This window comes from Planctomicrobium stercoris, from assembly GCF_051465655.1.
Classification (GTDB): Bacteria; Planctomycetota; Planctomycetia; order Planctomycetales; family Planctomycetaceae; genus Planctomicrobium.
Genome location: NZ_CP195791.1, coordinates 2108650 through 2134693, shown reverse-complemented (window position 1 = coordinate 2134693; position 26044 = coordinate 2108650). Strand labels below are relative to the sequence as shown.

Here is a 26044-nt window from a genome sequence, read left to right as displayed (position 1 = left end):
AGGTGCCGTGATGTCTCATGATCCCATTGGGAGACCAATGGAAATCCTGCTGGTCGAAGACAGTCTGATGGCAGCGCGATTGAGCATGGGCGCGCTGGCCCGCAGCGGCATCGATCATCGGCTCTCCTGGATGAATGACGGCCAGGAAGCCCGCCTGTTCCTGATGCAGCAAGGGAAGTATGCCCGGGCTCCCTGCCCGGACCTGATCCTCCTGGATCTGCATCTTCCGGAAGTGGACGGACGCACTCTGCTGCGGGAGATTCGGGAGTGCCCGCGACTGAAACGGGTTCCCATCGTCATCATGACGGGGACCGCCGGCGATCAGGATGCAGCCGAGTTTCAGAAGCTGGACGTCCAAGGATTCCTGGTCAAACCGATTGATCTCGACAAGTTTCTGGGGATGGTCGAAACCCTGAAGAGTTACTGGAAAGCAGACATGATCGTGAAGAAGAGTTGAGCGAATGAGCAGCTCTTCGCAGTCTGCGAACTCAGATTTTAAGCATATGACGAACAGCCACTTTCCTGACGACGAGCTTCAGTATCAGCCCCTGGAGGAGCTGACTGATTCGAATTTCCACGGCGATGCAGAGCCGCCGCAGGAGTGTGGACTTGCCGTCTCCCCGGAACCACTGGCTGCGGCGGAAGCCATTCTGCGGTATCACTTCCGGGACCAGTCACTTCTGCTGACCTGTCTGACTCATGCATCAGCCGCCCGTACTCGACTGGAATCGAATGAACGCCTGGAGTTCCTGGGGGATGCCATCCTGGGGGCGGTGGTGTGCGAAATGCTCTTCGAACTCTTCCCGGAAAGTTCCGAAGGAGAGCTGACCCGCATCAAGTCGGTCGTCGTCAGCCGCACAACATGTGCCCGTATCACCTGTGACCTGCAGCTGCAGGAATATCTGATCCTCGGCAAAGGGATCTCTACGAACGTCCACATTCCAACGTCGATTCTGGCCACCGCGTTCGAAGCCATCATCGGCGGGATCTATCTGGACGGGGGATACGCAGCAGCTAGGGAATACGTTCGCTGGGTGATTGCAGATGATGTCTATGGGGCTGCCGAATCAGCGATCGGCGTCAATTATAAAAGCCTGTTTCAGCAGCGGACGCAGCGACTCTTCGGAGAGACCCCCATCTATCAGGTGCTTGATGAACGGGGCCCCGACCACTCCAAATGCTTTCTGGTCACCGCGGTTGTCGGAACAAAAGTCTATTCGCCAGCCTGGGGCTCGAGCAAAAAAATCGCCGAACAGCGAGCCGCTCATAACGCGCTGTGCGAACTGGACGGAGACCCGCTCCCCAGCAGTGAGCTGGTTTAGACCCTCTCGCACGGATGGGTCCCCGAGAATGGACCGAGCAAAGCGAAGGAAGCCCCGGGGGGTACGCGCATACGCTGCAGCCCCGGCCGGGGACACTTACTTCGTGACCCGTTCAACAAACTCCAACAGGTGCGGATAGGCCGGGACGACCATTCCTCCGTGGTCGGTCCCCGGAAACTCCATCAGCGTGACGTCCCGATGTCCGACCACTTTGAGCATGCGGTAGAGATAGGCGTTCTCTTCATAGCGTCCCAGCATCTCCAGCTCCCGGTCACCCGTCATCAACAGGATCGGCGGAGCATCCGCCCGGACGTGATAAAGGGGAGCCATTTCGTCAACCACCGGTCGGGTATTGGGAATCCCGCGTTCGCTCCGTGCTGTGAAGTGGGTGATGGTGTGTCCTGTGAATGGAGCAAGACCCGCCAGCTGATTGGGCTGGCATCCGTACTTGGCGAGCCATTTCGGATCGAGGCCAACCATCAACGCCAGGTAGCCACCGGCGGACGCTCCACTGATGACAACTTTGTCGGGCGAACCGCCGTACTCCTTGATCTTGCGCAGGGTCCAGGCGGTCGCCGCCGCGGCGTCATCCACGCACGTGGTGACCGGGACTTTGGGGCTGAGTCGATACCCCACAGCGACGACGGCGATCCCCCGATTCTTCAATGCATCCGGAATCGATTTTTCACCTGCGGTCAACCCGCCCCCGTGAAACCAGATCACAGTCGGAAAATCCTTCTTCCCTTCCGGAATGAAAAGATCCATCCGGCATTGTGATTTCGCATAGTCATCCAGAGAGCCGTCATCGGTGCGATAGGACACGCCGGTCGTCGGCAATTGACCCGCCGGTGATTCGGCATAGGCCCGGGAGTTCCCGTCCTGCATGCAGACGATTGCCGTCAGCACGATGATTGGGAGCAGCGCAGACCGAACCATTTTCGAAGAGAAGCACATCAACGGGGACCTTCAGGGTCAACTTGCGGATTCTGAACACTGGCCGAAATTCTATCCCCTCCATTCTCGTGCGACGAGCCTGCAGGCTGACTTTGCTTAGGGACATCTGCTTGCGTTATAGTGCTGCCTGAGCCTGTCTGCGGGTTTCCGAAGGGAAAGCGAAAGTGATCCCTCACCGCCCGGAACGTCAGGCGGTCTTATCGTAAATTGGTCGCGTTGCAGGAAAGTACTGACATGACGACTGCGGAACCATCGGTCGACGAACTCTGCAGTCAGGCCCGTAAGTGCATTTCCGAGCGGGATGTCGATGCTGCGGTCGAGCTGTACGAAACGGCGATCCGCAAAAATCCGGATCACATTGCGGCGCATGAAGGGCTCGCAGCTATCTGCTTTGCCCGTAAAGAACATGATCGCGCTGTCGAGCTGTTCAAGCGGGTCGTCAAACTTGATCCAAAACGAATCGAACCGTTAGTGAATCTGGGGGCTGCCTATAACCGTAAAGGGAATTACGCGGAAGCAATCAAAACGCTCCGACTGGCGGTTTCACGAGATCGTCATTGTGCCACGGCCTACTACAATCTGGGGTTCGCCCAGCGGAATGCCCATCAGCTCAGCCTTGCAGTCTCCGCGTTCAAAGAATCGATCCGGCTGGAACCCGGGATGTGGGAAGCGTACATCAATCTGGGGCAGATCCTTCTGGAGATGAAAAACCCGTCGCAGGCAGCGCTCAACTTCGAACGGGCACTCCAGCTGCGGCCGGAATCGGTGCGTGCCCGTGAGGGGCTCATCGCTGCGAGAAACCGGATCGATGAAGCCAAAACGGCCATCAGCCCCTTCGGCCGTCTGGTCGACATGGAGGAGGTCGCCCGGCAGAATGCCACGGACCATAAAGTGCAGGTCCTCTCGGCAGAACAGCGGCTGAAAGACCGCGTGGAAGTGCACCGCCTCGCACGCGAGATGGAGCAGTGTGCGGGGATCTACCTGAACCAGCTCAAGAACGAGCTTTCACCCGCGATTCTTGCAATGAGCCGACTCATCAACGATCAGGATCCGAATTCGTGGGGACACGGCTTCGAAGTTCTGCAGGCCGCGACGGAACGCTTCCAGAAAATGACGGGGATTATCGCAGTCAAGCTGGGCGAACTGCAGTCTCATGAGGAGACCATTCGGAAGATGGAGTCCCTGGACTGATTTCAGAACCACCACAGCGCGGTGAAACAGGCATTTTCGTTCACCTGACAGCGGAATTTTCGAACGCTTTCGCAAAAAAATCCTCACGTTCCGCACGCGATCATCTAGGCTTTCACGCATGAGAAGCCCTGAAACGCCTGAACTTGATAAACCAGTATGGTTTAGAACGGTTTTTTCAAGATGCCCGGTTTTTTCGCCAGACTTTCCCGCGCCGCCAAGAACCGAATCAAACGCGAGATCATTCGACATCACCGCCGCAGCGGAACACTGCTGTTCAGTGATACGACCCTGCGCGACGGCGAGCAGATGCCGGGGGCAACTCTGGAACCCCATGAGAAACTGAGGATCGCCCAGGCACTCGAAGCTCTGGGGGTTCACTCGCTGGATGCCGGATTTCCGGCTTCCTCCACAGCAGATGTCGAGGCCATCAAAATGATGGTCCCGGTGATCAAACGCCCGGTCCTCACCGCATTATGCCGCACATTGCCCGACGACATTCAACAGGCGGATGAGGCACTCGCTGGACGCCCCCAGCACAAACGGGGAGTCAGTTTGTTCTGCGGGACTAGTCCGCTGCATCGGGAGCACAAGCTACAGAAGTCACGGACGGAGATTCTGAAACTGGTCTGCAACGCCATCGCATTCGCTGCGGAACGTTTCGAGATCATTGCGTTCAGTCCGGAAGATGCCAGCCGGACCGAGCCCGATTTTCTCAAAGAGATCTACGAAGCGGCCATCGATGCCGGGGCGACGACAGTCGGGTTTCCCGATACGGTCGGAATTCTGACGCCGGAGAAATCACGGGATGCGATTCGCCGCATTCAGGATGAAGTCTCTAACCTGGACCGCGCTCTGCTGGCCGTCCACTTTCACAACGACCTGGGACTGGCGGTCGCCAACACTCTGGCGGCGATTCAGGAAGGGGTGAATGTCGTTCAGGGGACGATGAATGGCATTGGCGAACGGGCAGGGAACACAGCCCTTGAGCAGGTTGCCTTGACCATGTCGCTGCATCCTGATGAATATGGGGAGCCGGAACGAATTGACCTGACGCAGCTGGCTCCGCTTTGCAAACTCGTGGCGGAACTCTCGGGGATCCCGATCCCAGTCAATCAGCCGGTGGCGGGGGACAACATCTTTGCGACGGAAGCGGGAATTCATCAGGACGGCCTGCTCAAACATCCTGACACCTACCTGCCATTTCGTCCTGAACGGGTCGGAGCAGGAGAGATTCAGCTGGTCCTCGGGCGGCACAGCGGACGCAGAGCCGTGCGGCATCGACTTGAAGAGCTGGGATTCCAGGTCAAAGAAAGCGATGTGGTCCACGTGCTGGATCACATCAAGCTGTTGCCCAAAGGAGCAGTCATCACAAATGGTCTCCTCAGCGAAATCGCCGAGCGCGTAATCGCCCTGCCGGATTGAGTCCGGCGGGAGGTGAGTTCACCACGGAGACACGGGGACACGGAGGGGGGAGAGGGACCGCGAATGGGGCGAATTGAGCGAATCTTTTCGTAAAACTGCCTCGTTCCGCACGCCTGATGTTTGAGACTGACGTGTTCAAAATCGTGTTACTGAATCAGGAACACGACTACCAAAACGATTCGCCGGATTCGCAACATTCGCGGTTGTTCTTCTCCGTGTCTCCGCGCCTCCGTGGTAAAATTCCCACCCCCACGGGGCCGCTGACTGATCACTGGCCGGCTGCGCGGCTGGCGTTCTGAAGCGGGGTGACGAACTTCAGGCTGTTCACCAGATCCTTGTCCCGTCCTCTGAGCTGTTCCATTAAATGGGGCTCGACAGAGAAAACGAAGGAAGCCTGCCGACCATTGGGGTCAGCGACGAGATAATAGATCCACAGCATCGGGATATCGGCGCGCCCTTTCGTGCTCTTGATCACCACATTTCCGCTGACTTCCACGCGGTAGATCTGCCGGCCATCATTCGTCGGCAGCTTCTCACGCGAAACCACATCTCCAAAACGTTCTCCCAGCGACTGCTGAATATCCGCTTCGAACTTCTCCAGCGGGGTTGTCTGTCCGCCCGGCGCGGGAGGGGCCGGGGAAAGATTGCACTGGGCAACCAGACTCCCGAGTTCTACCAATCGGAGAATCGCAACCGGCGCGGCGGCGTCATAAACGGCCTGGAACAGATGCCAGTCGCGGCCATGTTCCAATGACATTCCCCAGGGATCGGCGAGGTACTGCAGCCCCAGCGATTCTTCCGGCGCTTCCAGCGGAACTGCCGCAATGAACTGATCGGTCAGTCTCCCCACATTCTCGACAGGCTTACGGGCCAGCACCGTCGTCACCTGCATGTCCAGTCCGGGATTCACCGTTCCGACATCCGAAGTAATGGTGTAAACCGTCTTCGCTTGAGAAAGGTAATTCTGCTCGAGGTTGAACAGCATCGCCCCGACGACACCTACAGTGGTGTTCGTCCCGAGCCGCTGCCCTTTGATCTTTCCCTGAAACGTCACTTTCGCAGTGGATGGAGTGGCCTGTTCCAGCCGGCATTTCAGTTCCGTCGTTTCGACAGCCTCCACTCCCGTCAGCATCTGCATCACCCAGTCGGGAGGAACCCACTCTTCCGCAGGACGAACTTCCGTCGGAGGAAGCAACGCCAGCAGTGCAAGCGGGTCGCCGGGAATCTCGAGCAGATCGAGCGACTCCCGTGTCAACGTTCCCAGCGGGCTGTAGCTGATGATTCCTTCACGGTTGCCGTTGGAGACAATCAGCTGACGGTCCGCGGGCAGATCGGTCTTGGTCTGATACCCGGAAACAGACGTTGTCAAAGAAGCCTGGTTGAACTCGCGGGCTTCTCTCAACGCGAGAGCGTCACGCCCGCCGGACGGGAGCCTGCGGCTGAGGAAATCGAAGGTGACGCTGGCGGAAAGTTCAAGATCCTCTTTCTTTCCTCCTCCAGTGGCAGCTTGCACCTTCCCTGTCGTCGTGATCTGGGATTGAGTCTGGTAAGTCCGCTGTTCAAGCGGCGACTCAGCGATCTTGATCGGAGCGTCAGCGAACGCGGAAGCAGTCGCTGCCATCAGGCCGATCAGAATTGCCAGCACGCCAGATCGCGCAGGCTGATACGAAGAGCGGTCCCCGTGATGAAACATCTCAATCCTCCATGAATCTCCAGCGTCTGCTGCTCAGGTCCAATTTCTGAACGCAAAGCTGGATGAGAAGATTGTAGGACGAAACCAGAATTCATCACCAGACCGGATCGCGGGAAAGCGAAGTTCTCGATTTCCCGCTCCGAGAGTCCCATTCTCAGTAAAACTGCCCCCAGCGGATCACAAACGTCGTCCCGGGATTGACGTCTCCTGGGCCGCTTTGAAACTGGATATGGCGGTTAAATACGTACCCGGCTTCAAACACGCTCCGGCCGCCGCTCTGCTGCTTGTACTCGATCCCTCCAACACAGCGCAGATCGCGATAGCCCATCCGGTCCGCGAGTTTGGGATCTCGTTCGATCGCCCACGAGCCCCCTCCGACTTCCCCCGCCAGGAACAGCCACGACTCCTGAACTTCTTCCTTGTTGAACCGCCACGCAATCCGGGGGCGTGGGACGAGCATGTCCACCTGCAGATTCTCGGTCACCGACCACTTTAACCCGGCGATGGGCAGGAAATTCAAATCGGGGCGATCCAGGTAACTGATGCCAGCGACCAGTCTGGTCACATCATCCGCCTGGTAAGAGACCAGTCCGCCCGCCAACATGCGAAAGGCGTCGCTGGTGTTGTTCACAAAATCGGTGGCCAGCAGTGGCGAAACGTTCAGATGCACACCCCAGACGTCATTGAACTTTTTCGCGTAGTTCAGTTCCAGCCCCAGGTCGTACGTCTGGGGACCGACGGCGGCCGTGTCGGGTCCGCTCAAGAAGTTCCAGCCGAAATTGCCGCTCACCCACATCGGGCCTTTCCCGACAACGTCGAATTTCACTCCCAGCGAAGTCATCCCAAAGGCGGTTCCTGCGCGGGGTAGCACCTGAGTCCCAATCGGAACTTCATGCCAGATGAGCAGATGATCATCAATCAAACCGTCCAGCCAGCTGGGCTCTTCCGGCGTTCCAAAGTCACCCAGGGGAATGGAAGGGGGCCGCAGATCGATCACTCCGACTTCGGGTTCGATGACCGTCGAAACATCGATCTTCTCGCCTCGAGGAGCAAGTTCCTCGAATGTCGGTTCCAGATCCTGAATGATTCGCGGGCGAACGCTTCGATTCGATTTTGGCAGTAACTCAAGACTGTCAGCGAATGCCACCCCAGGCAGCAGGGAAATCACGGCAATCCAGGTGCAGATGCGCATGACGTAAGGAGTGCTTGGTCCTGATACGAAGTGTCACAATGGAATGGGGCGTCGCTGTTCAGAGTTTCAAAAGAGTTCACTGCCGGCAGGTCGAACCCTGGGCCGGAAGCCAAACCTTTTCGTGGCTCTCAACTTTCTGCGAGGGATTTCCTTCGACTTGCTTCAGACGAAACGCGGACTGAACCGACAAGGCGGGGGGAAAGGAATTCTTGAGGGGGAGGCCAGAGTTTTATCCGAGCCGGACAAGTCAGGTCAATTCGAATATTGGAGGGGAAAGGGGATTGGGGATTGGGGATTGGGGATTGGGGATTGCAAAACGCGGGAGCGTTTTGCTGGCTCTGGGCTCTGGGCTCTGGGCTCTGGGCTCTGGGCTCTGGGCTCTGGACTCTGGACTCTGGACTCTGGGCTCTGGGCTCTGGGCTCTGGGCTCTGGACTCCCCCCGATTCCTTTCCGTTCATCGCCACCCCCCTTACACTGCGTTCAATCACTAGCAATGGACGGGACTATGGCATCCGAAACGACTGCAACTAACGAGATGTTCTCGCTGCACGGCGTGAAGATCGTCGATACGTTTGCGGAAGCGTTTCCGATGAAGGCCACCCGGCTGATCCTCACAGCTGTGAGCGAACGCTGGGCCATGACAGCCGCCACGGAACTCTGCGGCAATGCCACCAGCGTCATCGCGTGTGACGCCGAAGCAGCGGTCGAGCGCCTCCTGTCGCCGGATGAGACTCCGGACGGTCGACCCGGCGTTGCTGTTCTGGTCTTCGCCTTCAGCCGCGACGGGCTTGAGAAAGCATTACAAAATCGGGTAGGGCAGTGCGTCCTCACCTGTCCCACGACAGCCTGCTACAACGGGCTTCCCGACGGGGAAAAGGACAAACGGATTCAGATCGGCGGGGCTCTCCGGTTCTTCGGCGACGGCCGCCAGACTTCCAAGCAGATTCAGGGCAGGCGTTACTGGCGGATTCCTGTCATGGACGGGGAGTTTCTGTGTGAAGACAGGTTCCACACCACCACCGGCGTCGGCGGGGGGAATCTCATCTTCTGCGCCATCGATCAGGAGTCTGCTCTGCAGGCTGCCGAGGTCTCCGCAGCAGCCATGCGCACATGTGCCGACGTGATTCTTCCGTTTCCGGGAGGGATCGTGCGATCGGGAAGTAAAGTCGGTTCGCGGTACAAGAAGCTGCGGGCGAGCACGAACGATGCTTACTGTCCCACCAGCCGTCCGTTGACGAAGACGGATATTCCCGACGGTTGCAACGCGGTCTACGAAATTGTGATCGACGGACTGACCAGTGATGCGATTCAGTCTGCCATGAGAGCAGGTCTGCAGGCCGCAGCGACGGTCCCAGGTCTTCTCCAGATCACAGCCGGGAACTACGGAGGCAAGCTCGGCAAGTTTCATTTTTATCTGAAGGAATTGCTGTGAATTCGCGTCTCGACACCAGGCAGGTTCCGTTGACGGCACCGGAGAGTGGAGCGGGCCTGATTTCCGATTCCGGTCGACGCATCAGCATTCTGATGATTGTCGCTTCCATGGCAGTCATTACCGCCCGGCTGGCGGATGCCCCGGTCCTGCGAAGTGCCAATGACCGGTCCCGCTGGTGTACCGTCTGGTCGATCGTGGAGAGAAACAGCTATCAGATCGATGAAATCCGTCAGCAGCCGGGCTGGGACACCATTGATCTTGTCCGCCATAAAGATCACTTCTATTCATCCAAGCCGCCGCTGTTGCCGCGGATCGTGGCGGAAATGTACCGAGCTGTGAAAGCGGTCACCGGATGGACTTTGACGGACCATACCGCCGAGATCACCCGCATCCTGCTGTTCCTGCTGAACGTCGTACCGATGGGACTGGCGCTGTATGAGTTCTCAGGTCTGGTGGAGCGGTATTCACGCGATCTGTGGATCCATCTGTTCATCATGGCGTGTGCGTGCTGGGGGATGATGCTGCTCCCCTTCCTCACGGTCTTCAACAATCACACGGTGGCAGCCAGCTGTTTCTTCCTGGCCTTGCCGCAGGCTGTGAAAATTCTCGTGGAAGAACGGACGTCCGCGATCCGGTATTTCCTGTGCGGGGTGCTGGTGGCGTTTGGAGTCTGTAACGAACTTCCCGCAGCCTTGTTCGGTCTGTGCCTCTTCTTCATGCTTCTGCATCATGATGCGAAGAAGACGCTGATCGACTTCTCTCCCGGTGCGATTCTCGTCTTCGCTGCCTTCTTCTGGACCAACTATCAGGCCACCGGAAGCCTGCAGCCGTTCTACACCAAATACGGCACCGAAACTTACGAATTTGAATATGAAGGAGTCCCCAGCTACTGGAAGGATCCCAAAGGAATCGATAAACCGCGAGACTCCCTGGGGAAATACCTGTTGCACTGCACCGTGGGTCATCACGGCATTTTTTCTCTCAGTCCGATGTTTCTACTGACGCTCGGGACCTGGCTCTTCCCACCGTTGTACTGGCAATCGCGATTGCGGATGTTCCATCTGCTGGGGCTGGGCCTGACCTGTGCCACCCTGGGCTTCTATCTCACAAAAACCCAGAATTACAACTATGGCGGCGTCAGCGTCTCCTTGCGGTGGATGATGTGGCTGACCCCGTTCTGGCTGCTCTCCATGCTGCCGATCCTCAGCCTGCTTGGCCGGAAGAAATGGTTCCGCAGCACTGCGATTGTGCTCCTGAGCATCTCCGTGTTTTCCGCGTGGTATCCCACGAACACACCCTGGACACAGAACTGGATTTATCAGTGGATGACCGCCGCCAAGTGGATCGATTATTCCGATCCGCCCCCCAAGTTCTCCAAGGCTCATTACACGTGGATCGGAAGTCTCCCCTCGGGAGATCTGCAGCCGAACTACTGGATTGTCTTCCAGACAGTGATTGCCGATGGCAGCCGGGAGAAGCTGCGATTGCAGGACGGCGGTCCGGCGGAAGGAGGCAGACGCCTGCTGCTCATCAGTCGGATTTCCGACCGGCAACCCGAAACGCAGGTTGCTGGCTATCTCGTAGACGTGAGCAAGTTCAATCTGGGGCGGCCGGTGGAAGAGTTTCTTGTCCAGCGGCAGGACGGCAGTTCTATCACGGATGAGGACCTGGACTTCTTCCGCGGCATGCCTCGCACGATGCGGTACCTGAGTTCGCGCATCCGCCATGAAAAGACCCGTCTGCGGAAAGATGCGATCCGCTGCCAGGTGGGCTACACGAACGCCACCGTCAAGGGAGTGAACGGCACAGATCGCCGAGTCGTGCGCGACGTCTGGTACAGCGAAGAGGTTCCCTTTGGCGTGCTGAAATGGGAAGACCGGGTGGAACTTGTTTCAGACAAGCAGGTGATCTCTCGCCAGGTCTGGCAGGCGGATGAAACGGGCGAGTTTCTTGAGCGCCAAGCCGCTCCGCCGTTTTGATTGGGCGTAGTGGGTAGGAGTTAGGAGTTAGGAGTTAGGAGTTAGGAGTTAGGAGTTAGGAGTTAGGAGTTAGGAGTTAGGAGTTAGGAGTTAGGAGTTAGGAGTTAGGAGTTAGGAGTTAGCAAAACGCCGCAGCGTTTTGCTCGACTCTCGACTCTCGACTCTCGACTCTCAACTCTCAACTCTCAACCCTCAACCCTCAACCCTCAACCCTCAACCCTCACTCCACTGCCGCTTCCAGGCGATCGAGAAACGAGTCATCCATTCCTGCTTCTGCGCGGGCGGCTCTTTGAAATTCGTTCCCGCGAGCCTTGGCGGCTCGCAATGGCCAGTGCAGGTGCTGTTCAAACGCTTCGAAATCGTCGAGGTGGGACGGCTTCAGCCTCCGCAGCCAGGTCAGTCCGAACCGGACGTGTTCAATTTCGTCCCGATGAATCTGTCGCATCAGGGCAGCACTGCGGAGATCGCCGAAGTTTTCAAACGTGCTCGCCAGTTCCAGTGAGTGGTCCAGGTTGGCCGCCTCAAGCACCAGTGGCAGGCCAGCGAGGTAATCCAGAACACTCGTGAAGGCCATCGCCTTCTTCCAGATGTAGCAATTCACCTTGCGACTTCCGAACGGACAGCCCAGCCGCGCCGCCCGCTCCACATGCATCCGGGTATGTCGCTGCTCATCCCGCATGACATCGGTCATCCCCATGCGGTACTCAGCTGGGGCTTCAGGGAAGGCGAGCAGAACCCAGGCCATCACCTCCAATGCCTGCAGCTCATGATTGGCCATGATGTGGTGGGCCAGACCTCGTTTGTCTTCGTTCTGCAGGGCGCCCAGAGCAGGCATCTTCGGAGCGGCCCGGCGGGGTGCGAATTGCAGCGATTCAGACCGGGCTGGTTCCTTCAGTCGAACCGCTGGCCCCGGAGTTTCATCGGTCAGCCTGCCTGCGGGGGGGACGAGTTTCGCCTCCAGATCCGCAGAGAGGAGAATCTGCTCGGCGTATTCACGAATTTCCATGAGAGTCACTCAAATCACACATGTTCACTTCAATGTTGCAGTGTGAAGTGAATGACCCGCCCGTGCAATTGAGTGATCAACTTTGGACTGACCGGTGGAAAATCACGTTTTTGTGAATTTCAGCCGACGGCTAGCGGAATGTGAGTTCGCCGCCGATCGCGATCCCCTGTGCGAAGAACTCGCCCAGGTTCTGCCGCAGCCCGATCTCGGGTGGATCGGTCGTCAGAGCAGGGGCGTTGTAATAGATGTTGTCATAGGACCGGCCGAAGTTGGCCCCGAGCAGCAGGTCGTACGCAATGTAGATGGCGAAACGATCACTGAAGTGGAACTTGGTCGAAACCGAGAGATCGAACAGCGGAGAGAAGACCGTTCTCTGGTCGGTGTCCGAACGATTGGCTTCCGTGGGCGAATAGATCTGACGGGTGTAGACCCCCTGCGTCAGCCGGTTGATCCCCGCGACGAACTTCGGTTCCAGACCAAAATCGAACCGGCCCGCTGTGGTGGCGAATCGCAGTCCGACCTGAGGGCCGAAAATGTTGTTACGGGCGATAGAGCCGATGTAGTGGTCCATCTGTGTCGTGGGATCGTTTGCATCCGGCAGGTCGGTCCCGCTGATATTCAGCTTGTCCGAGAAGCTCACGTACCGGAATCCGAGAATCGGAGAAACCGTGACGGGCACATTCGGCGTGTACGGTTCGAAGATCCAGTTGGACTCGGCTCCGAAGAAGGAAGCCTTCTCCTGGGCGTAGTAGCTTTCGCTGTAGAGGATCATCGTGTCGGAGGAAACGGCTCCGTTGTTGTACAGCGTGGTTGCTCCGATCACAGGAGCGGTGAAGCCGATGGAGTTGGTGCTCAGGTGAGGAACGACGCTCACGCCGTTGTTGAGCTGTTCGAAGTAAAAGACTTCTGATTCCAGCGTCCCCACCCGGGTCGGGATTCCCCACACGCCTCGCAGGCCGTTCAGGGTCGACCGCTGATCCGGCAGACTCGGAACGATCGCATAGGTCGGTGCGTTACGAGGACCGTTCGCATCGGCAGCCAGAAGCATGTTGTCGGGATCATCCCCCGACAGGTCGGCACCGCTGGAACTCGGAGCGCCCAGCAAGGTTCCCTGACCGCCGGTGATCCGCCAGTTCAGGTAGTCGAGCCGGATGTAGCTGCGGGAAAAGGCTTCGCCGATGTTCAGATCACATCGGGAATCGTCGTTATAGCGCAGGCGGGATTCAGGCACGAGCTGCTGGTACAGGTCATTCCCCGGAGGGCAATATTCGTAGCCAGCAGGTGCGACGCCAGCGGGCGGACCGTAGCCTGCGGGAGGACCATAGCCAGCCGGCGGACCGTAGCCAGGGCCGGGCGCAATCCAAGGTTCTTGCGCGAAGCTGAGCGCCGGAAGCAGGGCTCCCCACGCCAAGACGATGCCGGTTGTCCATAACTTCATGTCGCCGATCCTGGTCGAGCGTTTTCCGTAACCGGTTGTCCTGATGTCACTTAACAACCACATTCGCTGTTCGCAAAAATGCAGTTGTGCACAGGCACAACACTCCAGACCCTCCGCGTGCGGATGCTCTGTATCGGTTAGATCGGCGGTTCCGGTCCGTCAACTTAGGGAAACTTTTCCGAAGTTGATGATTTTGCCGGGAACGCCTGCCGCCAGCGAAGAGGCCTGAACCGAGGAAGTCGCGGAAGAGGGGAGGTTGAACCGCGAATCAGGCGAATGCAGCGAATGAATGGATGTTCGCCGACGGTGCGAGGTCGTCGTCGAGGCAATTGATGAGCGGGCTTCAGCGAGCCATTCGCTCAATTCGTTTGATTCGCGGTTCTTTCACACATTTCAGCGGCGCCACAACCGGGGAGCGGCTCCCAAGGCCATTCCCGCAACCAGCCCGCCGATATGGGCACCATTGGCAATGCCGCCGATCACACCAAAGATCCCCAGCATCGTCCAGATGGCCATCTGGACGACGACCGACTCGGGCATATAGAAGCCGTCCTCCGGCAGCAGGACAGAACGCATCCACAAGTACCCGAACAGCCCGTAATCGACCCCGGAGATCCCAAAAAAGTTGGGACCTGCCCAGAAATACTGGGTCAGATGGGAAGCTGGGGCGATCAACAAGATGAGCAAGAGCAGGGCGCGAGTTCCCTTCACCCGCTCGATGGCTCCCGCGAGAATCCAGAACATGTAGACGCCAAAGCCCAGATGCAGCCAGTTCCCATGCATGAACATGGGAGTGAACAGCCGCCAGACTTCTCCGTGCAGAATGGACGTCAGATTCCCTGACGAAGGAGCCAGCAGCAGGTCGTTTGTCAGTTCTCGCTGTTTGCCGAAGTCCGTCGCCAGCGTGATGGCCACTGCGAGGGCTGCAACGGTGACCGTCACCTGCAGTCGTTCCGAACCCTGGGACCGTGCCGCGCGACGTACAGGCTGCTTCTGCACAGGAGGAGGGGGAGCCTTGACTTGATACTTCTTCGCCTCGGGATCTGCTGTGAAAGCAGTCAGCTCTTCCCGGCCGACAGGCAGTTTCTCCTCATCATAGATCCAGACTTCCCAGCTCCCGCCGACGGCATCGACACGGTTCTGAATCCCCCGCGAAGTCAGGTAATGATGAAAACGCTCCGCCTGGGAACCTGATGCAATCGAGCCGATTTTGCGCATGAATCTGCTGTTCTCTGGGAAGGCAGCGTGCCCTTGTCGCAGCGCTGCCATGAAGTCCGAATACGTTCATGCGGCATTGTAGGGGAATTCAGCCGCGAGGGGGAATTTTGGGCATGCAGTTCCTCAAATTCCGCTCCTCTCAAAAACGAAATCTTTCACAGCAAAACTCAGGTGAAGAGTTCCACCGTGTCCAGATCCTCCAGCGGATGATCACGCTGAACGGTGCGACCGGCCGTGTTCCCGACGTTCCAGACTTTGGCGAACTTCAGCTGCGCTGCCAGGTCGTCATGAATCTTCCGGGCCAGTTCTTCGACGGTGGCTCCCGGCGGGAGCACGGTCGGGGCCGGATCCGCTATGTCACTCCCCGGGCGACGGGTGTAAATCCGAAGAATCGGCAGCGACCGGGCGATGGCCGTCCGCAGTTCTTCCACATCGTCTGCATCATCGAGCCGGACCCGCAGCGAAGGCACATCCATGGGGCGCATCTGCTGCAGCAGCTCCAGCCGTTCCTCCAGATCGGCGGCATCGGCATGAGTGATCACACAGATCGTCTTCACATGAACAATAGAGCGATCAACTTCATCGAACCCGCTGTGACTGGAGAGACGCGTCTTGCGGGAGTCGGTTTCCTGCAGCAGATCGAGCGTTCCTGTGACGGCATCATCGTCACTGCCGTTGATGCACAGCAGCACCAGATCCGCCGAACGGATGAAGCTGATAAGGTAGGCTTCCAGAAAATTGCGGGTGATGGGTGGGGTGTCGATCAGCTGGATCTGCAGATCTTCCCAGGTCATCATTCCTGCCTGAGGTTCCCGGGTGGTGAAGGGATAAGGAGCGACTTCAGGCTGCGCACTGGTGAGTTCGTGAAGAAGGCGGCTTTTCCCGGCGTTGGGAGCGCCGATGATCACCACGGTCCCGGCCCCCTGACGCGGAATCCGGTAGCTCCTCCCGGACTTGCCTGAAGACTGATCCGCCTGCAGTTCGGAACGAGCTTCTTTCAGCCGGGCCCGAAGATCTCCCTGCAGCCGGTCTGTCCCCTTATGTTTGGGGATCAGCTGCAGCATCAGCTCCAGACTCTGAATCTTGGCGAGCGGAGTCTGCGCCTGACGATACTGTTCTTCCGCCCGACGAAATTGAGGAGTCAGATTGGCAGGCATCAGACATTCTCCGCACCTGAATTGTGCGGGGCATCGGTTCCGCGACTCAATGCGAGCCTGTGACATCGCCAGGAATCCGGAGGCTGACACCACCGGCTCGCCTTCTGATTCCACCTTTTTTAACGCAATCCCAAGTACGCCGTGCAGCTGAGATGCACGAACTACTTCACCTTGATCAGTTCGACTTCGAAGTGCAGTCGAGAGTTGGGGGGAATGACGCCCGGGATTCCGGCGGCTCCATAGCCGAGTCGGCTGGGGATATCAAGTTCGATCTTGCCCCCTTCTTTGATGAGGGGAATCCCTTCGGTCCAGCCGGGAATCACGCCTTGCAGCGGGAATTCAGTCGGCTCGCCACGCTTGTGCGAGCTGTCAAACTCTTTGCCGCTGTCGAGCCAGCCGCGGTAGTGACAGACCACCGTGGACTTGGCGGTGGGTCGTTTGCCGGTCCCTTCTTCGATGATGCGGTAGCGGAGTCCGTTGTTGGTTTTCTTGAAATCCCCTTCTTCGGCTTCGGTTCCGCTCGCGGTGACGACACTGTCGGCCGGTTCGCTCTCCGGTTCATCCGCCTGTGCGACGGGAATCTCCGCAGACTTCATCTTCTCTTTTTCAGCGGCAACTTCTTCAGGACCGGTCACGCAACCCAGACAAAGCAGGCAGATCAAAGAGGACGAGAGGATCGTTTTCATGGAGAGCGGAAACCGAAGGTTGAAGTTAAGAAGAAAATCCCGGCGACCACGTCGCCGGGACTGCAGTAAAACCAAACCGACTTACTTCACATTGATGAGCTCGACTTCAAAATGAAGCGTGGCATCGCCGGGAATCACCGGTGGATAGCCGCGTTTGCCGTAGCCCAGATTCGACGGGATCTCCAGCTCGATCTTGCCCCCTTCTTTGATGAGCTGCAGACCTTCGGTCCAGCCGGCGATCACTCCGTTGAGCGGGAAGGTGATCGGATCGCCCCCTTTGGAGCTGTCGAATTCCTTGCCGTTATCGAGCCAGCCACGGTAATGGCAGACGACGGTACTGGTGCCGGTCGGCTGTTTCCCTTCGCCCGGCTTGATGATCTTGTACTTCAGACCGGACTTGGTCTGCTGGAATTCGTTCTTGTTGGCATCCGCTGCGGGCATCGAGACTTCCTCTTTCTGGGCTGGTTTGGATTTGGCTGCCTTGGCGAAGTCTCCCGCGACGACCACAGCGATGCGGTCCGGGTGAATCCACTTCTTCAGGGCCGCACTGACTTTGGCGAGGTCAAGATCTTTGATCTCCTGCTCCCGCTTCTCATAGAACTCCATGGTTCGGCCCAGATAGGCAGTGGCCACGAGCATCGCCGCAACCTGCTTGTCCTCGGACCGGCCGACGATCTGACTTTCGAGATATCCCTTCTTGGCGGATTCCAGTTCTTCCTGGGTCAGGCCATCATCCAGAAGTTTCTGGATCTCTTCCCGGATGGCGACTTCCACTTTCTCCACATTCTGCGGATTAGTGATGGCGTAAGTCAGGAAGGTCGTCCGTTCATCCAGCGATGAAGGGCGGATAAACGAACCGACCCCGTAGGACAGCCCTTCCTTCTGACGAACACGGTCCCCCAGGCGGGAAGAAAGGCCGCTGCTCCCCAGGACGAAGTTTCCGATCAACAGTCCGGGATAGTCCGGATTCATATCGTTCATCGGGAAGACAGTTCCGCCCAGATAGGTGGCGTTTTCCTTGTCCGGAGTTTCGATGACCTGATGCAACGGAGCGATTTTCACATCTCCGCTGCGAGGGATGTGTGCAAACGGCTCCGAGACTTTCCAGTCGGCGAAGGTCTTCTCCAGAATCGGCCGGACATCCTCGATTTCGAAATCACCGACGATCGCGACTTCACCCACGTTGCCGTTCAGGAACTTTTCATACAGCGTGCTGACCTGAGCCTGCTGGACATCTTTCCAAGCCTGAATCTGCTCTTTGACAGTCGAGACATATCGTACGTCGGCCGGGGGATAATCTCCGCCGATCGCCTTCGACACTGCAATGCGAGCAAGTTCCGTCGGGTCGGTCAGATTCTGTTCACAGTCGGACAGTTTCTTGTTCCGGATGATCTCCAGTTCATCAGCAGGGAGAGTTGCCTCACGCAGGATCTCACGCAGCAGTTCCAGCGAATCGGCCAGATGCTCCTTGCGGGTTTCCAGTTCGAACGTTGCTTCGCCGGGGCTTCCTTCCGGGGAGAGGTGAGCCTTGTTCTTGTCGAGTCGATCCTGAATCTGCTGGCGAGTCAGGTTCTTCGTCCCCCGCAGCATCAATGCCGGCAGCACTTCGCTGGCGGTCTTCATTCCCGTCAGAGATTCCGCCGTTCCATATCGCAGATTCAGACGCACGACGACAGACTCGCCACGATTCTTCTTCGGAAGGAAGGCTGCCTTAATTCCCGAGGGGAGGGTGACGCGGGTGGTCCGCTTCTCGATATTCTGCGGAGAAACGTCAAAGGCTTCTCCCATCGCGACCGACTCCCGCCCTTCGTACTCACCGATCATCTCTGCGAGGTTGGGAGTCTGCGGAATGTCGATACGTTCCGGCTGCTGGGTCGGAATGAAGAGACCGGCAGTGCGGTTGTTCTGCTTCAGATATTTCTTGGCGACAGCGTCCACGCTGGCGGGGGTCACCGCTTCCAGACGATCGCGATACAGGAACATCAGTCGCCAGTCCCCTTGCGAGGCCCATTCGCTGAGCTGAATCGCCATCCGGCTGCTGTCGGCCAGGGCCATTTCCCAGACCTTCATCCAGTACAGCTTGGCACGTTCGACTTCTTCCTCGGTGACACCTTCTTCACCGACATTTTCGAGGACTTCCAGCATCTTTGCCAGAACGTCTTTCGGATCGACTCCCGGAGCGCACTCGGCCATGAACCGCAAAACCCCCGGGTCGTGCAGCGAATAGGCTGCCCCGGAAATACTGGCTGCCAGCTTCGTTTCGACCAGAGCTTTGTACAGCCGCCCTGAGGGTGACGAAGTGAGGATGTGCTCAAGCACATCGATGGAGACGTAGTCTTCGTGAGCCCCGGACGGAATGTGATACATCACTCCCGCCAGCCCAACATCTCCCACGCGCCGCAGCGTCACAAGACGTTCCCCATCCTGAGCGGGCTCTTCCGTGTAGGTGTTTTCAAGCACGCGTTCCGGGCGGGGAATGGATCCGAAATACTTGTTCACCAGCGACAGGGCCTGATCGGGATCGAACGCACCCGCGATCACAACCATGATGTTGTCAGGCTGATAGTAGTTCTTGTAGAACCGCTTGAGTGTCGTGGCGGGAACCTTCTCGATGTCGGCCCGATTGCCGATCGTCGATTTCCCGTAGTTATGCCATTCGAACGCCGCCGACATGATCCGCTGTCCGAGGATCGACGAGGGGGAATTCTCACCCCGTTCGAACTCGTTGCGGACCACGCTCATCTCGGAATCGAGATCTTCCTGCTTCACATAGCTGTTGATCAGGCGATCCGCTTCCAGAGCAATCGCAAACTCCAGATTCTCCGGGCTGGCGGGAAGTGTTTCGTAGTAGTTCGTCCGGTCCAGCCAGGTCGTCCCGTTGAAATCGGCTCCGTGATCCTTCAAAGACTTGGGAATATTGGGATTGGTGGGGGTTCCCTTGAAGAGCATGTGCTCGAGCAGGTGAGCCATCCCCGCTTCGCCGTAGCCTTCATGACGCGAACCGACAAAGACGGTCATGTTAACCGTCACCTGCGGCTTGGACGGGTCCGGGAAGAGCAGAATCTTCACGCCGTTGTCCAGGCGGTATTCGGAAATGCCTTCCACCTTGGTCACCGGCGTGGGTTCGGCACTCTCGGCTGCAGCAGTCATCATCAGCATCCCTGCGGTAAAAAGAAAAGCGACTCGGCGAACCATGCGTGTTTCCTTACTCCATTTAAATGGCGCTCGCGACGCGCATTCGACGAGTGCCCCGTGCTCCATGGGATTCAGGGGCAACCTGACGAACTGGTTCGCGAGTCGAAGTGGCTTCGTTCCGACTCCAGCATGAACACCTCCCGCAGCTGCCTGCACCGGGGATCGCGATCACGCTGAGACGATGGTAACAGTGCTGCAACGGTTTGAAAACGGTTGCAGGGACTCTGTTGACGTGGCAGTTGCATTTCACAGCGAAGAGGGCCAAGAGACGAGAGTCCAGAGCAGGAAATCGCTGCAGATTTTTGACCAGAACCCTGAAACACCCAACAAGCTCACTGTGCTCGCTGGGGATTCAATCACCGGAAGATTGCATTTGTTCTGCGGCCCGCGCAGAGTTATGGTCGACCCGTTTCATGACTCCGTTTCAATTGCACCCGGAGCAGGAATTTCCATGCGAATGACGATCTTCCAACCCCGGCTTCTCAGTGTTTCGAAAATCTGCCGAACGGTTCTCCCACTGAAGTTCGTCGCAAGCATCCTTGCATTCGCCTTTGGGCTCTCAACCGAGGTCGCATTCCCGGTTGACCCCGAGTCAAAATCCGACGAGCCGCAGACGTTGCAGACCGTTCTTGAAAACGAGTTGCAGGTCCTGAACCGGTGGATAACCGAGCACGGAGCCTCGTTGCAGCAACTGTCCGCACGCGGGGATGTGCTGATGTTTCTGGGACGGTTCTCAGAGGCGGTGGCCGATTATCAGGAGATGATCAAGCTCGACCCAGCTCAGGATGCGAGTCACTGGCGACTGGGGATCGCTCTTTTTTACGACGGCAAAGCAGAGCAGGCGGCAGCTCAGTTTGACCGCTATCACACATTCGATCAGATCGATCGCGAAAACGGTATCTGGCGGTACTTCTCTCACCACAAGGCTCACGGCAAAGACGCTGCCCGTAAGCAACTGCTGAAATACGAGAAGGACGACCGTGAACCGTTCGGAGATTTATATCGACTCTTCAGTGGAGACCGGACTTCGCAACAGATTCTCAAACAGATCGGAACCGACGAAATCCCTGCGATCGAACGACAGAAGCGAATGTTCTATGCCGAACTCTACATCGGGTTGAATGACGTCCTCGAGAACCGTCCGGATTCCGCGAAGCAGCACCTGCGGGCGGCCGTCGAAAATCCCTGGCCGCAGCGAGCCGGCTACGGCCCCAACTACATGTGGCATGTGGGGCGTCTGCAGCTGCAGCTGTTGAAAGACGATTAAAACGGACATGGAGAGAAGACGAGGGTCGAGAGACGAGAGTCCAGAGCAACACGTCTCTGGCCTCTGGAGAGTCCGAAACGAAAGGGGTTTAAGGTTGAAGGTTGAAGGTTTATAGTGAATGCCTGACGATCGTCGATTCGCCTCAACCCTCAACCCTCAACCCTCGCCGCAATGACCTTTCTCAACTCGGCACTGCTGTTTGGCCTGGGACTGGTTGCCATCCCGGTCATTCTGCATTTCCTGCTCAAGCAGAAGCCGAAAAAGCTGCTGTTTCCCGCTTTGCGGCTACTGCAGCAGGTCCAGCGGCAAAGTGTTCGCCGGTTGAGGATGCGGCATTTCATTCTGATGCTGCTGCGGATGCTGGCGCTGGCCCTCATCGTTCTGGCCCTGGCCCGCCCCTCCGTCCCCCCCGCCAACTACAGCCTGAACTGGTGGGAACTGGGAACCCTTGCAGCCCTGACCCTCCTGGGCTTCGGCACATATGCCTGGGGGAGGAGAAGGCTGCAGCATCGAACCCCCAATCAGTTTCAGTTTCAACAGCAGTCGAGTTCACTTCGTAATCGCATTACAGTCGGAACGCTGATCGCAATCCTGCTGCTCGTTGGCTGGCCCTATCAGCGACGGATCTCCGCCGAAATCGTGGACCCCCGTCCCTCCACGGAACTGAACCTGCCCGTTTCCGGGGTCATGCTCTTCGACAACAGCCTCAGTATGTCTTACCTGCAGGCAGGTGAGGATTCGCTCAACAAGGCCCAGGCGATTGCCAAAGCTCACCTGCAGTCGCTGCCCGCAGGGAGCCGCATTGCCATCGGAGACATCGGCAGTGACCGCCCCATTCCGTTTCAGTCGACAATCAATTCGTCAGTCTCAAGAATTGACGGACTCACGACGGTCCCCGCGACGTTACCGCTCGATGACCGGCTGCGGGAAGCCTTAAAGACACATGAAGACGACCGGCGAAGGACCCTGTCCGATCAGTCTGATCAACCGGAGCAGGACCGCAAAGACCGATATATCCGTCGCATTTATCTCTTCACCGATATGGCAAAATCGGCGTGGAGAACTGCCGGGAGCACGCTGCTCAAAAGTGAACTTGAAAAGCTCAAACACGTGAACCTGTATTTGATCGATGTCGGGCGAACCGACGGTTACGACCAGGCGATCACTGCTGTCACGCTTTCCGGGGAACGCATTCCAATCGGTGGGGAACTCGTTGTCTCCGCCACGGCACAGTCACAGGGTAAGGATGTCGCAGAGCAGGGGATTGAGCTGCTCATCGAAAGTAAGTCGGGTGAGACTCTCAAGCAGGGGCAGACCAGCGTCAAGCTCGATGCCAATCTCCCCACTGAAGCGCAATTCCCCATGCTCAGCGGATTCAACCAGCGCTGGCTGCGAGGCGAAACCCGCCTGATCGGCACCGATCCGCTCGCCTTCGACAACACGCGATACTTCACCGTGGAAGTGAGCGAGCCCCCTGAGGTTCTCGTGCTGGCGCCGGAGGAATCGATGGCGACCGCCTGGATGACCGCCCTGGCTCCGCATGATCGCCAGAGTACTTCGCTCAACAAATTCAAACCCCACTTCGAACGGATTGACCGCCTGAAAGAACTCACCCTTTCGAAGTACCCCACCGTCACGTTGATCAACTGCCCGCGACTCTCCGACGACGGCTGGTATCAACTCGGAAAATATGTCGAGGACGGAGGGGGACTGATCGTCATTCTCGGAAGTACCAAGATCGAATCGGTCAGCTACAACCGAGCCCCAGCCCAGACATTTCTCCCCGGACAGCTGGATGCCTGGCATCCGCTGGGGGAGTGGAGTTTTCACGTCGATGCCCGGAACCATCCGCTATTTGCCATCTACCGCAGGCTGGAAAACTTCGGTTCGTTCTCAATGTTCGAAAACCTGATCTACGTGACTCGCTTCTGGAAAGTCACACCGGCCCAGGGAGCCAATGTTCTGGTGACCTACACCGACGCGGAACACTGGCCGGCGATCCTGGAACGGAATCACGGCAAGGGCCGCACGGTGATGCTGACCACCGATGCCTCGCTGCCGGACAACCCCAACAACCGCTGGAACAACCTTCCCAGCCCACTTGTCGAACCGTGGCTGTTCATGGCGTTCGTCGAACAGCTGACCAGCCACGTCTCCCGATTCAGCGATGACCAGCACCAGTTCCTCTCCGGCCAGTCGCCCGTCGTCCGAGTCAATCCATCGTCGACCGAACGAACCTTTCTATTGAAGACGCCGGACCTGAAGCAATCACGGCATCTCCTCCCAGCGAATGAGGCAAGACTCGTCTTTAAAGAGATCAGCACTCCGGGACATTACGAGTTGACAGATGCGACATCACGCGATGCTGTCGGCGCTTTCAGCATTAACGTCGCTGCGGAAGAAAGCGACCTGACCCGGCTGACCGCTTCCGACCTCAACGACCGGCTGGGGAAAGACCGCTACAAAATCGCCGACAGCCTGGAACAACTCAAAGACGACATCAACGCAGCCGACCTGGGCCAGGAGATCTTCCCGCTGCTGCTGGTACTGGTCGTCGTCTTCTTCTGCGGGGAACACCTGGTGGCAAACCGGTTTTATGAGAATACGCTGGAATAAGGAATTATCAGAGCACGCCGCGTCAGCAAGTGCATTCTGTCGTGTGCTTTTTCAACCAAATCTGTGGCGTGGGTGGCTGGGGTGCACGGGAGTCCGACAAAGATCGAGCGAGCAGACCCACCCAGAAGAGATGTCGGCAAAAGTTGGAACGCAACCGCCACAGGCCGTTTTTAAACATGCGACCCGACCCAGAATCGATTGCAGCTCAGCGTAGACCAGAAGACTTCGTGCGAAGGTTGATGTATACTCACCTAGAGTAGTTTAGAAGCCGGGTCAATTACCGAGTCCATACCAGAATGGCGAAAAAGAAGTCGCAGAGTTTGAAAGGCGGTAAGCCGTATAAAGTGATGTAGGCTGGGTTGAGCGAAGCGAAACCCAGCTGAACCGGGCGTCAACCGCCGAAATTGCTGGTGAATTCCAAAGCACGCCACTTCCAAACTCACGCATTCAGATCTTGCAAACAACATACCTTAAGAACGCCAAACCAAGCTGGGTTTCGCTAAATCGCTCAACCCAGCCTACTTGACTGTGAGTGGAAATGGTCCAGCGCCAGCTGGTTTGTCGATGCGAATTCCCAGTCACCTTTGATTCCTGACCCCATTCCACCAGAATGGCTTCTGGAAGCGAGATGACAAAAATAATCTGGGGCCATGCACGTCCAAACACACCGCATCATCGGTACCGCGCCCCAGCCACCCTGCCGATTATTTCCTTTTCAGGTCGGCCGAAGAGATCTCGATCGACCGCTGGAGCGGTCCATCGGAAAAATCGATGGGAATGCGATGTTTGCTCAGCAGCATATAACTCTGAGAAGTGATGCCATCGGTCGAGAGTTCTTCCCCTGTGTTGGCCGTGATAGTGGCGACCTGCGGCCCGCCAGAGATTCCGAATTGCTTGCGAGTCCTGAATTTTCCCTGCTTGATCTCCGCGATTCCGGCCGGTCCGCTGCCTCCCTTTTCCGTGTCCGGTTCGAAGAGGATTTCGCCAGCGGGAACAGGTTGCCCGTCGAGCGTGATCGTGCCGCTGACAGTAAAGCGGCGGACTCCACCCTCTCTTTGGCAACCGGCGTGACAGATCGCCAAAATGACAGCTGTGAATTTCAAGTGAGCCAGAATCAACTGGCTTGTGGTGACGAATGTCTTCAATCGTTTCCTCTCGTCTCGTGGCCCTCGAAGAAGAAATCGTTCGACAGAGTTCGTTCACCAGCGTCCAAGCACTTCTCCATCGTCACGTGCTCCGAGCCGCTTAAACGTGGCTGAATCGATGTTCTGGCTGAGGAAATGCACGGAACCATCGACCAGTGCCACGTGGCAGCCACCGGAATGTCGGCTGCCCATCGTTCTGGACACGTAACCGTGGGTGTTGGACACGGCAGGATCGAGGTCGCTGCCATTGATCGGGTGGTCCGCACCCACGAGCGGAAAAGGCATGTTGCGGTCCGGGGAAGCACCCCAGCTGGCACTATAGAAGCTGCTGTCGGTGCCTAGCTGAGCATATCGGCTTTCAAACAACATCGCGACGTTCGAAGCACCGTCAGTGACATCTCGCATTCGGATCCGGCTTTGCGCGTGGAAAATGCCGTTAAAGAACATCGGTCTGGAGGGGGCACAGCACAAATCGCATCTGGGAGCATTCGGAACAGCTCCTCCTTGTGACCCAAAGTAGTTGATGTTTGCCCATCTCGCATTTGAGTTGGGATCACTGGGGCACTCGAATTTCGTGTTTCGCTGAAACTGTTGATAATGGTTCGACGAATGGTTCGACGTCGAATCAAAGCTGACGTTGTAATTGTTGGGGTACATTATCTGGAATCTTGCGTTAAAGTTGAATTTCGCATAACGCGCAGCTTCATCGATATACGGGAGGATGTGGATGGTCCAGGTCGCTCTTTCCCGAGCCAGGGCCGACGCTCCGGAATATGGCGCCCCGCTGGTCGTATCGCCGTAGGCGTAGTAGCAGTTATTGCTCGGGTGAGCGGATTTGCCCAGCTCAACCCATCCCGGCGGAAATGTCTGGTGAGTGTCGTGGTAGTTGTGAAGCCCCAGCGCCAATTGCTTCAGGTTGTTTTTGCACTGCGATCGCCGGGCCGACTCTCTCGCTTGCTGGATGGCAGGCAGAAGTAAGGCAACCAGAATGGCAATGATCGCGATCACGACCAGGAGTTCGACTAACGTAAAAGCACTTCTTCGGACCTTTGTGAGCATGTAGGCCATCCTCGTTTTACTGGGTCATAGAGGCATGCGCTGGTGGGAAATAGAGAGTCAGCTGCCGTTTT

At 57.5% G+C, this 26044-nt stretch carries 18 protein-coding genes and 1 pseudogene; 8 read left to right on the top strand and 11 right to left on the bottom strand.

Going from position 1 to position 26044, the window contains the following annotated elements; all coding sequences use genetic code 11:
- The first annotated feature begins 10 nt into the window (after nucleotides 1–10).
- A complete protein-coding gene (locus SH661x_RS08785; protein WP_437230050.1) occupies nucleotides 11–457 on the top strand; it encodes a response regulator in 447 nt (148 codons plus the stop codon).
- Nucleotides 458–461: 4 nt separating this feature from the next.
- Nucleotides 462–1322, top strand: a complete 861-nt coding sequence (gene rnc, locus SH661x_RS08780; RefSeq protein WP_437230048.1) for a ribonuclease III — start codon at nucleotides 462–464, stop codon at nucleotides 1320–1322.
- Between the two features lie 96 nt (nucleotides 1323–1418).
- Here the strand turns inward: rnc and SH661x_RS08775 are convergent, their stop codons facing one another.
- Nucleotides 1419–2276 carry an alpha/beta hydrolase gene (locus SH661x_RS08775; RefSeq protein WP_437230046.1) on the bottom strand — a complete coding sequence of 286 codons (858 nt, stop codon included), beginning with the start codon at nucleotides 2274–2276 and terminating at the stop codon, nucleotides 1419–1421.
- A 234-nt stretch (nucleotides 2277–2510) separates the two neighbouring features.
- Here SH661x_RS08775 and SH661x_RS08770 point away from each other — a divergent pair, with 234 nt between their 5' ends.
- Nucleotides 2511–3467 carry a tetratricopeptide repeat protein gene (locus tag SH661x_RS08770; protein ID WP_437230044.1) on the top strand — a complete coding sequence of 319 codons (957 nt, stop codon included), beginning with the start codon at nucleotides 2511–2513 and terminating at the stop codon, nucleotides 3465–3467.
- A 180-nt stretch (nucleotides 3468–3647) separates the two neighbouring features.
- The gene (locus SH661x_RS08765; protein ID WP_437230042.1) at nucleotides 3648–4889 is read left to right on the top strand and encodes a homocitrate synthase/isopropylmalate synthase family protein; all 1242 of its coding nucleotides are present in this window, start codon (nucleotides 3648–3650) and stop codon (nucleotides 4887–4889) included.
- A gap of 268 nt (nucleotides 4890–5157) precedes the next feature.
- Here the strand turns inward: SH661x_RS08765 and SH661x_RS08760 are convergent, their stop codons facing one another.
- Nucleotides 5158–6582 carry a hypothetical protein gene (locus SH661x_RS08760; RefSeq protein WP_437230040.1) on the bottom strand — a complete coding sequence of 475 codons (1425 nt, stop codon included), beginning with the start codon at nucleotides 6580–6582 and terminating at the stop codon, nucleotides 5158–5160.
- Between the two features lie 154 nt (nucleotides 6583–6736).
- A complete protein-coding gene (locus SH661x_RS08755) occupies nucleotides 6737–7774 on the bottom strand; it encodes a hypothetical protein (protein WP_437230038.1) in 1038 nt (345 codons plus the stop codon).
- Between the two features lie 506 nt (nucleotides 7775–8280).
- Here SH661x_RS08755 and fhcD point away from each other — a divergent pair.
- A complete protein-coding gene (gene fhcD / locus SH661x_RS08750) occupies nucleotides 8281–9207 on the top strand; it encodes a formylmethanofuran--tetrahydromethanopterin N-formyltransferase (RefSeq protein ID WP_437230036.1) in 927 nt (308 codons plus the stop codon).
- A complete protein-coding gene (locus tag SH661x_RS08745; RefSeq protein ID WP_437230034.1) occupies nucleotides 9204–11186 on the top strand; it encodes a hypothetical protein in 1983 nt (660 codons plus the stop codon). Before fhcD ends, SH661x_RS08745 begins: the two co-directional genes overlap by 4 nt.
- 220 nt (nucleotides 11187–11406) lie before the next feature.
- On the opposite strand, the gene SH661x_RS08740 is transcribed toward SH661x_RS08745, so the two are convergent.
- The 6 genes and pseudogenes from SH661x_RS08740 to SH661x_RS08715 form a co-directional block, all read right to left on the bottom strand.
- A complete protein-coding gene (locus SH661x_RS08740) occupies nucleotides 11407–12192 on the bottom strand; it encodes a ferritin-like domain-containing protein (protein ID WP_437230032.1) in 786 nt (261 codons plus the stop codon).
- A gap of 130 nt (nucleotides 12193–12322) precedes the next feature.
- Nucleotides 12323–13693 (bottom strand): BBP7 family outer membrane beta-barrel protein, encoded by a 1371-nt coding sequence (locus SH661x_RS08735; RefSeq protein ID WP_437230030.1) that lies wholly within the window; start codon nucleotides 13691–13693, stop codon nucleotides 12323–12325.
- Nucleotides 13694–14023: 330 nt separating this feature from the next.
- Nucleotides 14024–14848 (bottom strand): rhomboid family intramembrane serine protease, encoded by an 825-nt coding sequence (locus SH661x_RS08730; protein ID WP_437230028.1) that lies wholly within the window; start codon nucleotides 14846–14848, stop codon nucleotides 14024–14026.
- Nucleotides 14849–15015: 167 nt separating this feature from the next.
- Entirely contained in the window at nucleotides 15016–16005 is a 990-nt protein-coding gene (locus SH661x_RS08725; RefSeq protein WP_437230026.1) for a GTPase, read from the bottom strand.
- Nucleotides 16006–16166: 161 nt separating this feature from the next.
- Nucleotides 16167–16490 (bottom strand): annotated as a pseudogene (locus tag SH661x_RS08720) (FKBP-type peptidyl-prolyl cis-trans isomerase); the annotation flags it as partial.
- Between the two features lie 282 nt (nucleotides 16491–16772).
- The gene (locus tag SH661x_RS08715; protein WP_437230024.1) at nucleotides 16773–19886 is read right to left on the bottom strand and encodes an insulinase family protein; all 3114 of its coding nucleotides are present in this window, start codon (nucleotides 19884–19886) and stop codon (nucleotides 16773–16775) included.
- 457 nt (nucleotides 19887–20343) lie between these two features.
- Between SH661x_RS08715 and SH661x_RS08710 the strand changes: the two genes are divergently transcribed.
- Together SH661x_RS08710 and SH661x_RS08705 are read left to right on the top strand one after the other, a co-directional pair.
- A complete protein-coding gene (locus SH661x_RS08710) occupies nucleotides 20344–21153 on the top strand; it encodes a tetratricopeptide repeat protein (protein WP_437230022.1) in 810 nt (269 codons plus the stop codon).
- A 171-nt stretch (nucleotides 21154–21324) separates the two neighbouring features.
- The gene (locus tag SH661x_RS08705; protein ID WP_437230020.1) at nucleotides 21325–23769 is read left to right on the top strand and encodes a BatA domain-containing protein; all 2445 of its coding nucleotides are present in this window, start codon (nucleotides 21325–21327) and stop codon (nucleotides 23767–23769) included.
- Between the two features lie 704 nt (nucleotides 23770–24473).
- Here the strand turns inward: SH661x_RS08705 and SH661x_RS08700 are convergent.
- A complete protein-coding gene (locus SH661x_RS08700) occupies nucleotides 24474–24914 on the bottom strand; it encodes a hypothetical protein (RefSeq protein WP_437230018.1) in 441 nt (146 codons plus the stop codon).
- A gap of 54 nt (nucleotides 24915–24968) precedes the next feature.
- The gene (locus SH661x_RS08695) at nucleotides 24969–25973 is read right to left on the bottom strand and encodes a DUF1559 family PulG-like putative transporter (RefSeq protein ID WP_437230016.1); all 1005 of its coding nucleotides are present in this window, start codon (nucleotides 25971–25973) and stop codon (nucleotides 24969–24971) included.
- Nucleotides 25974–26044: the final 71 nt, after the last annotated feature.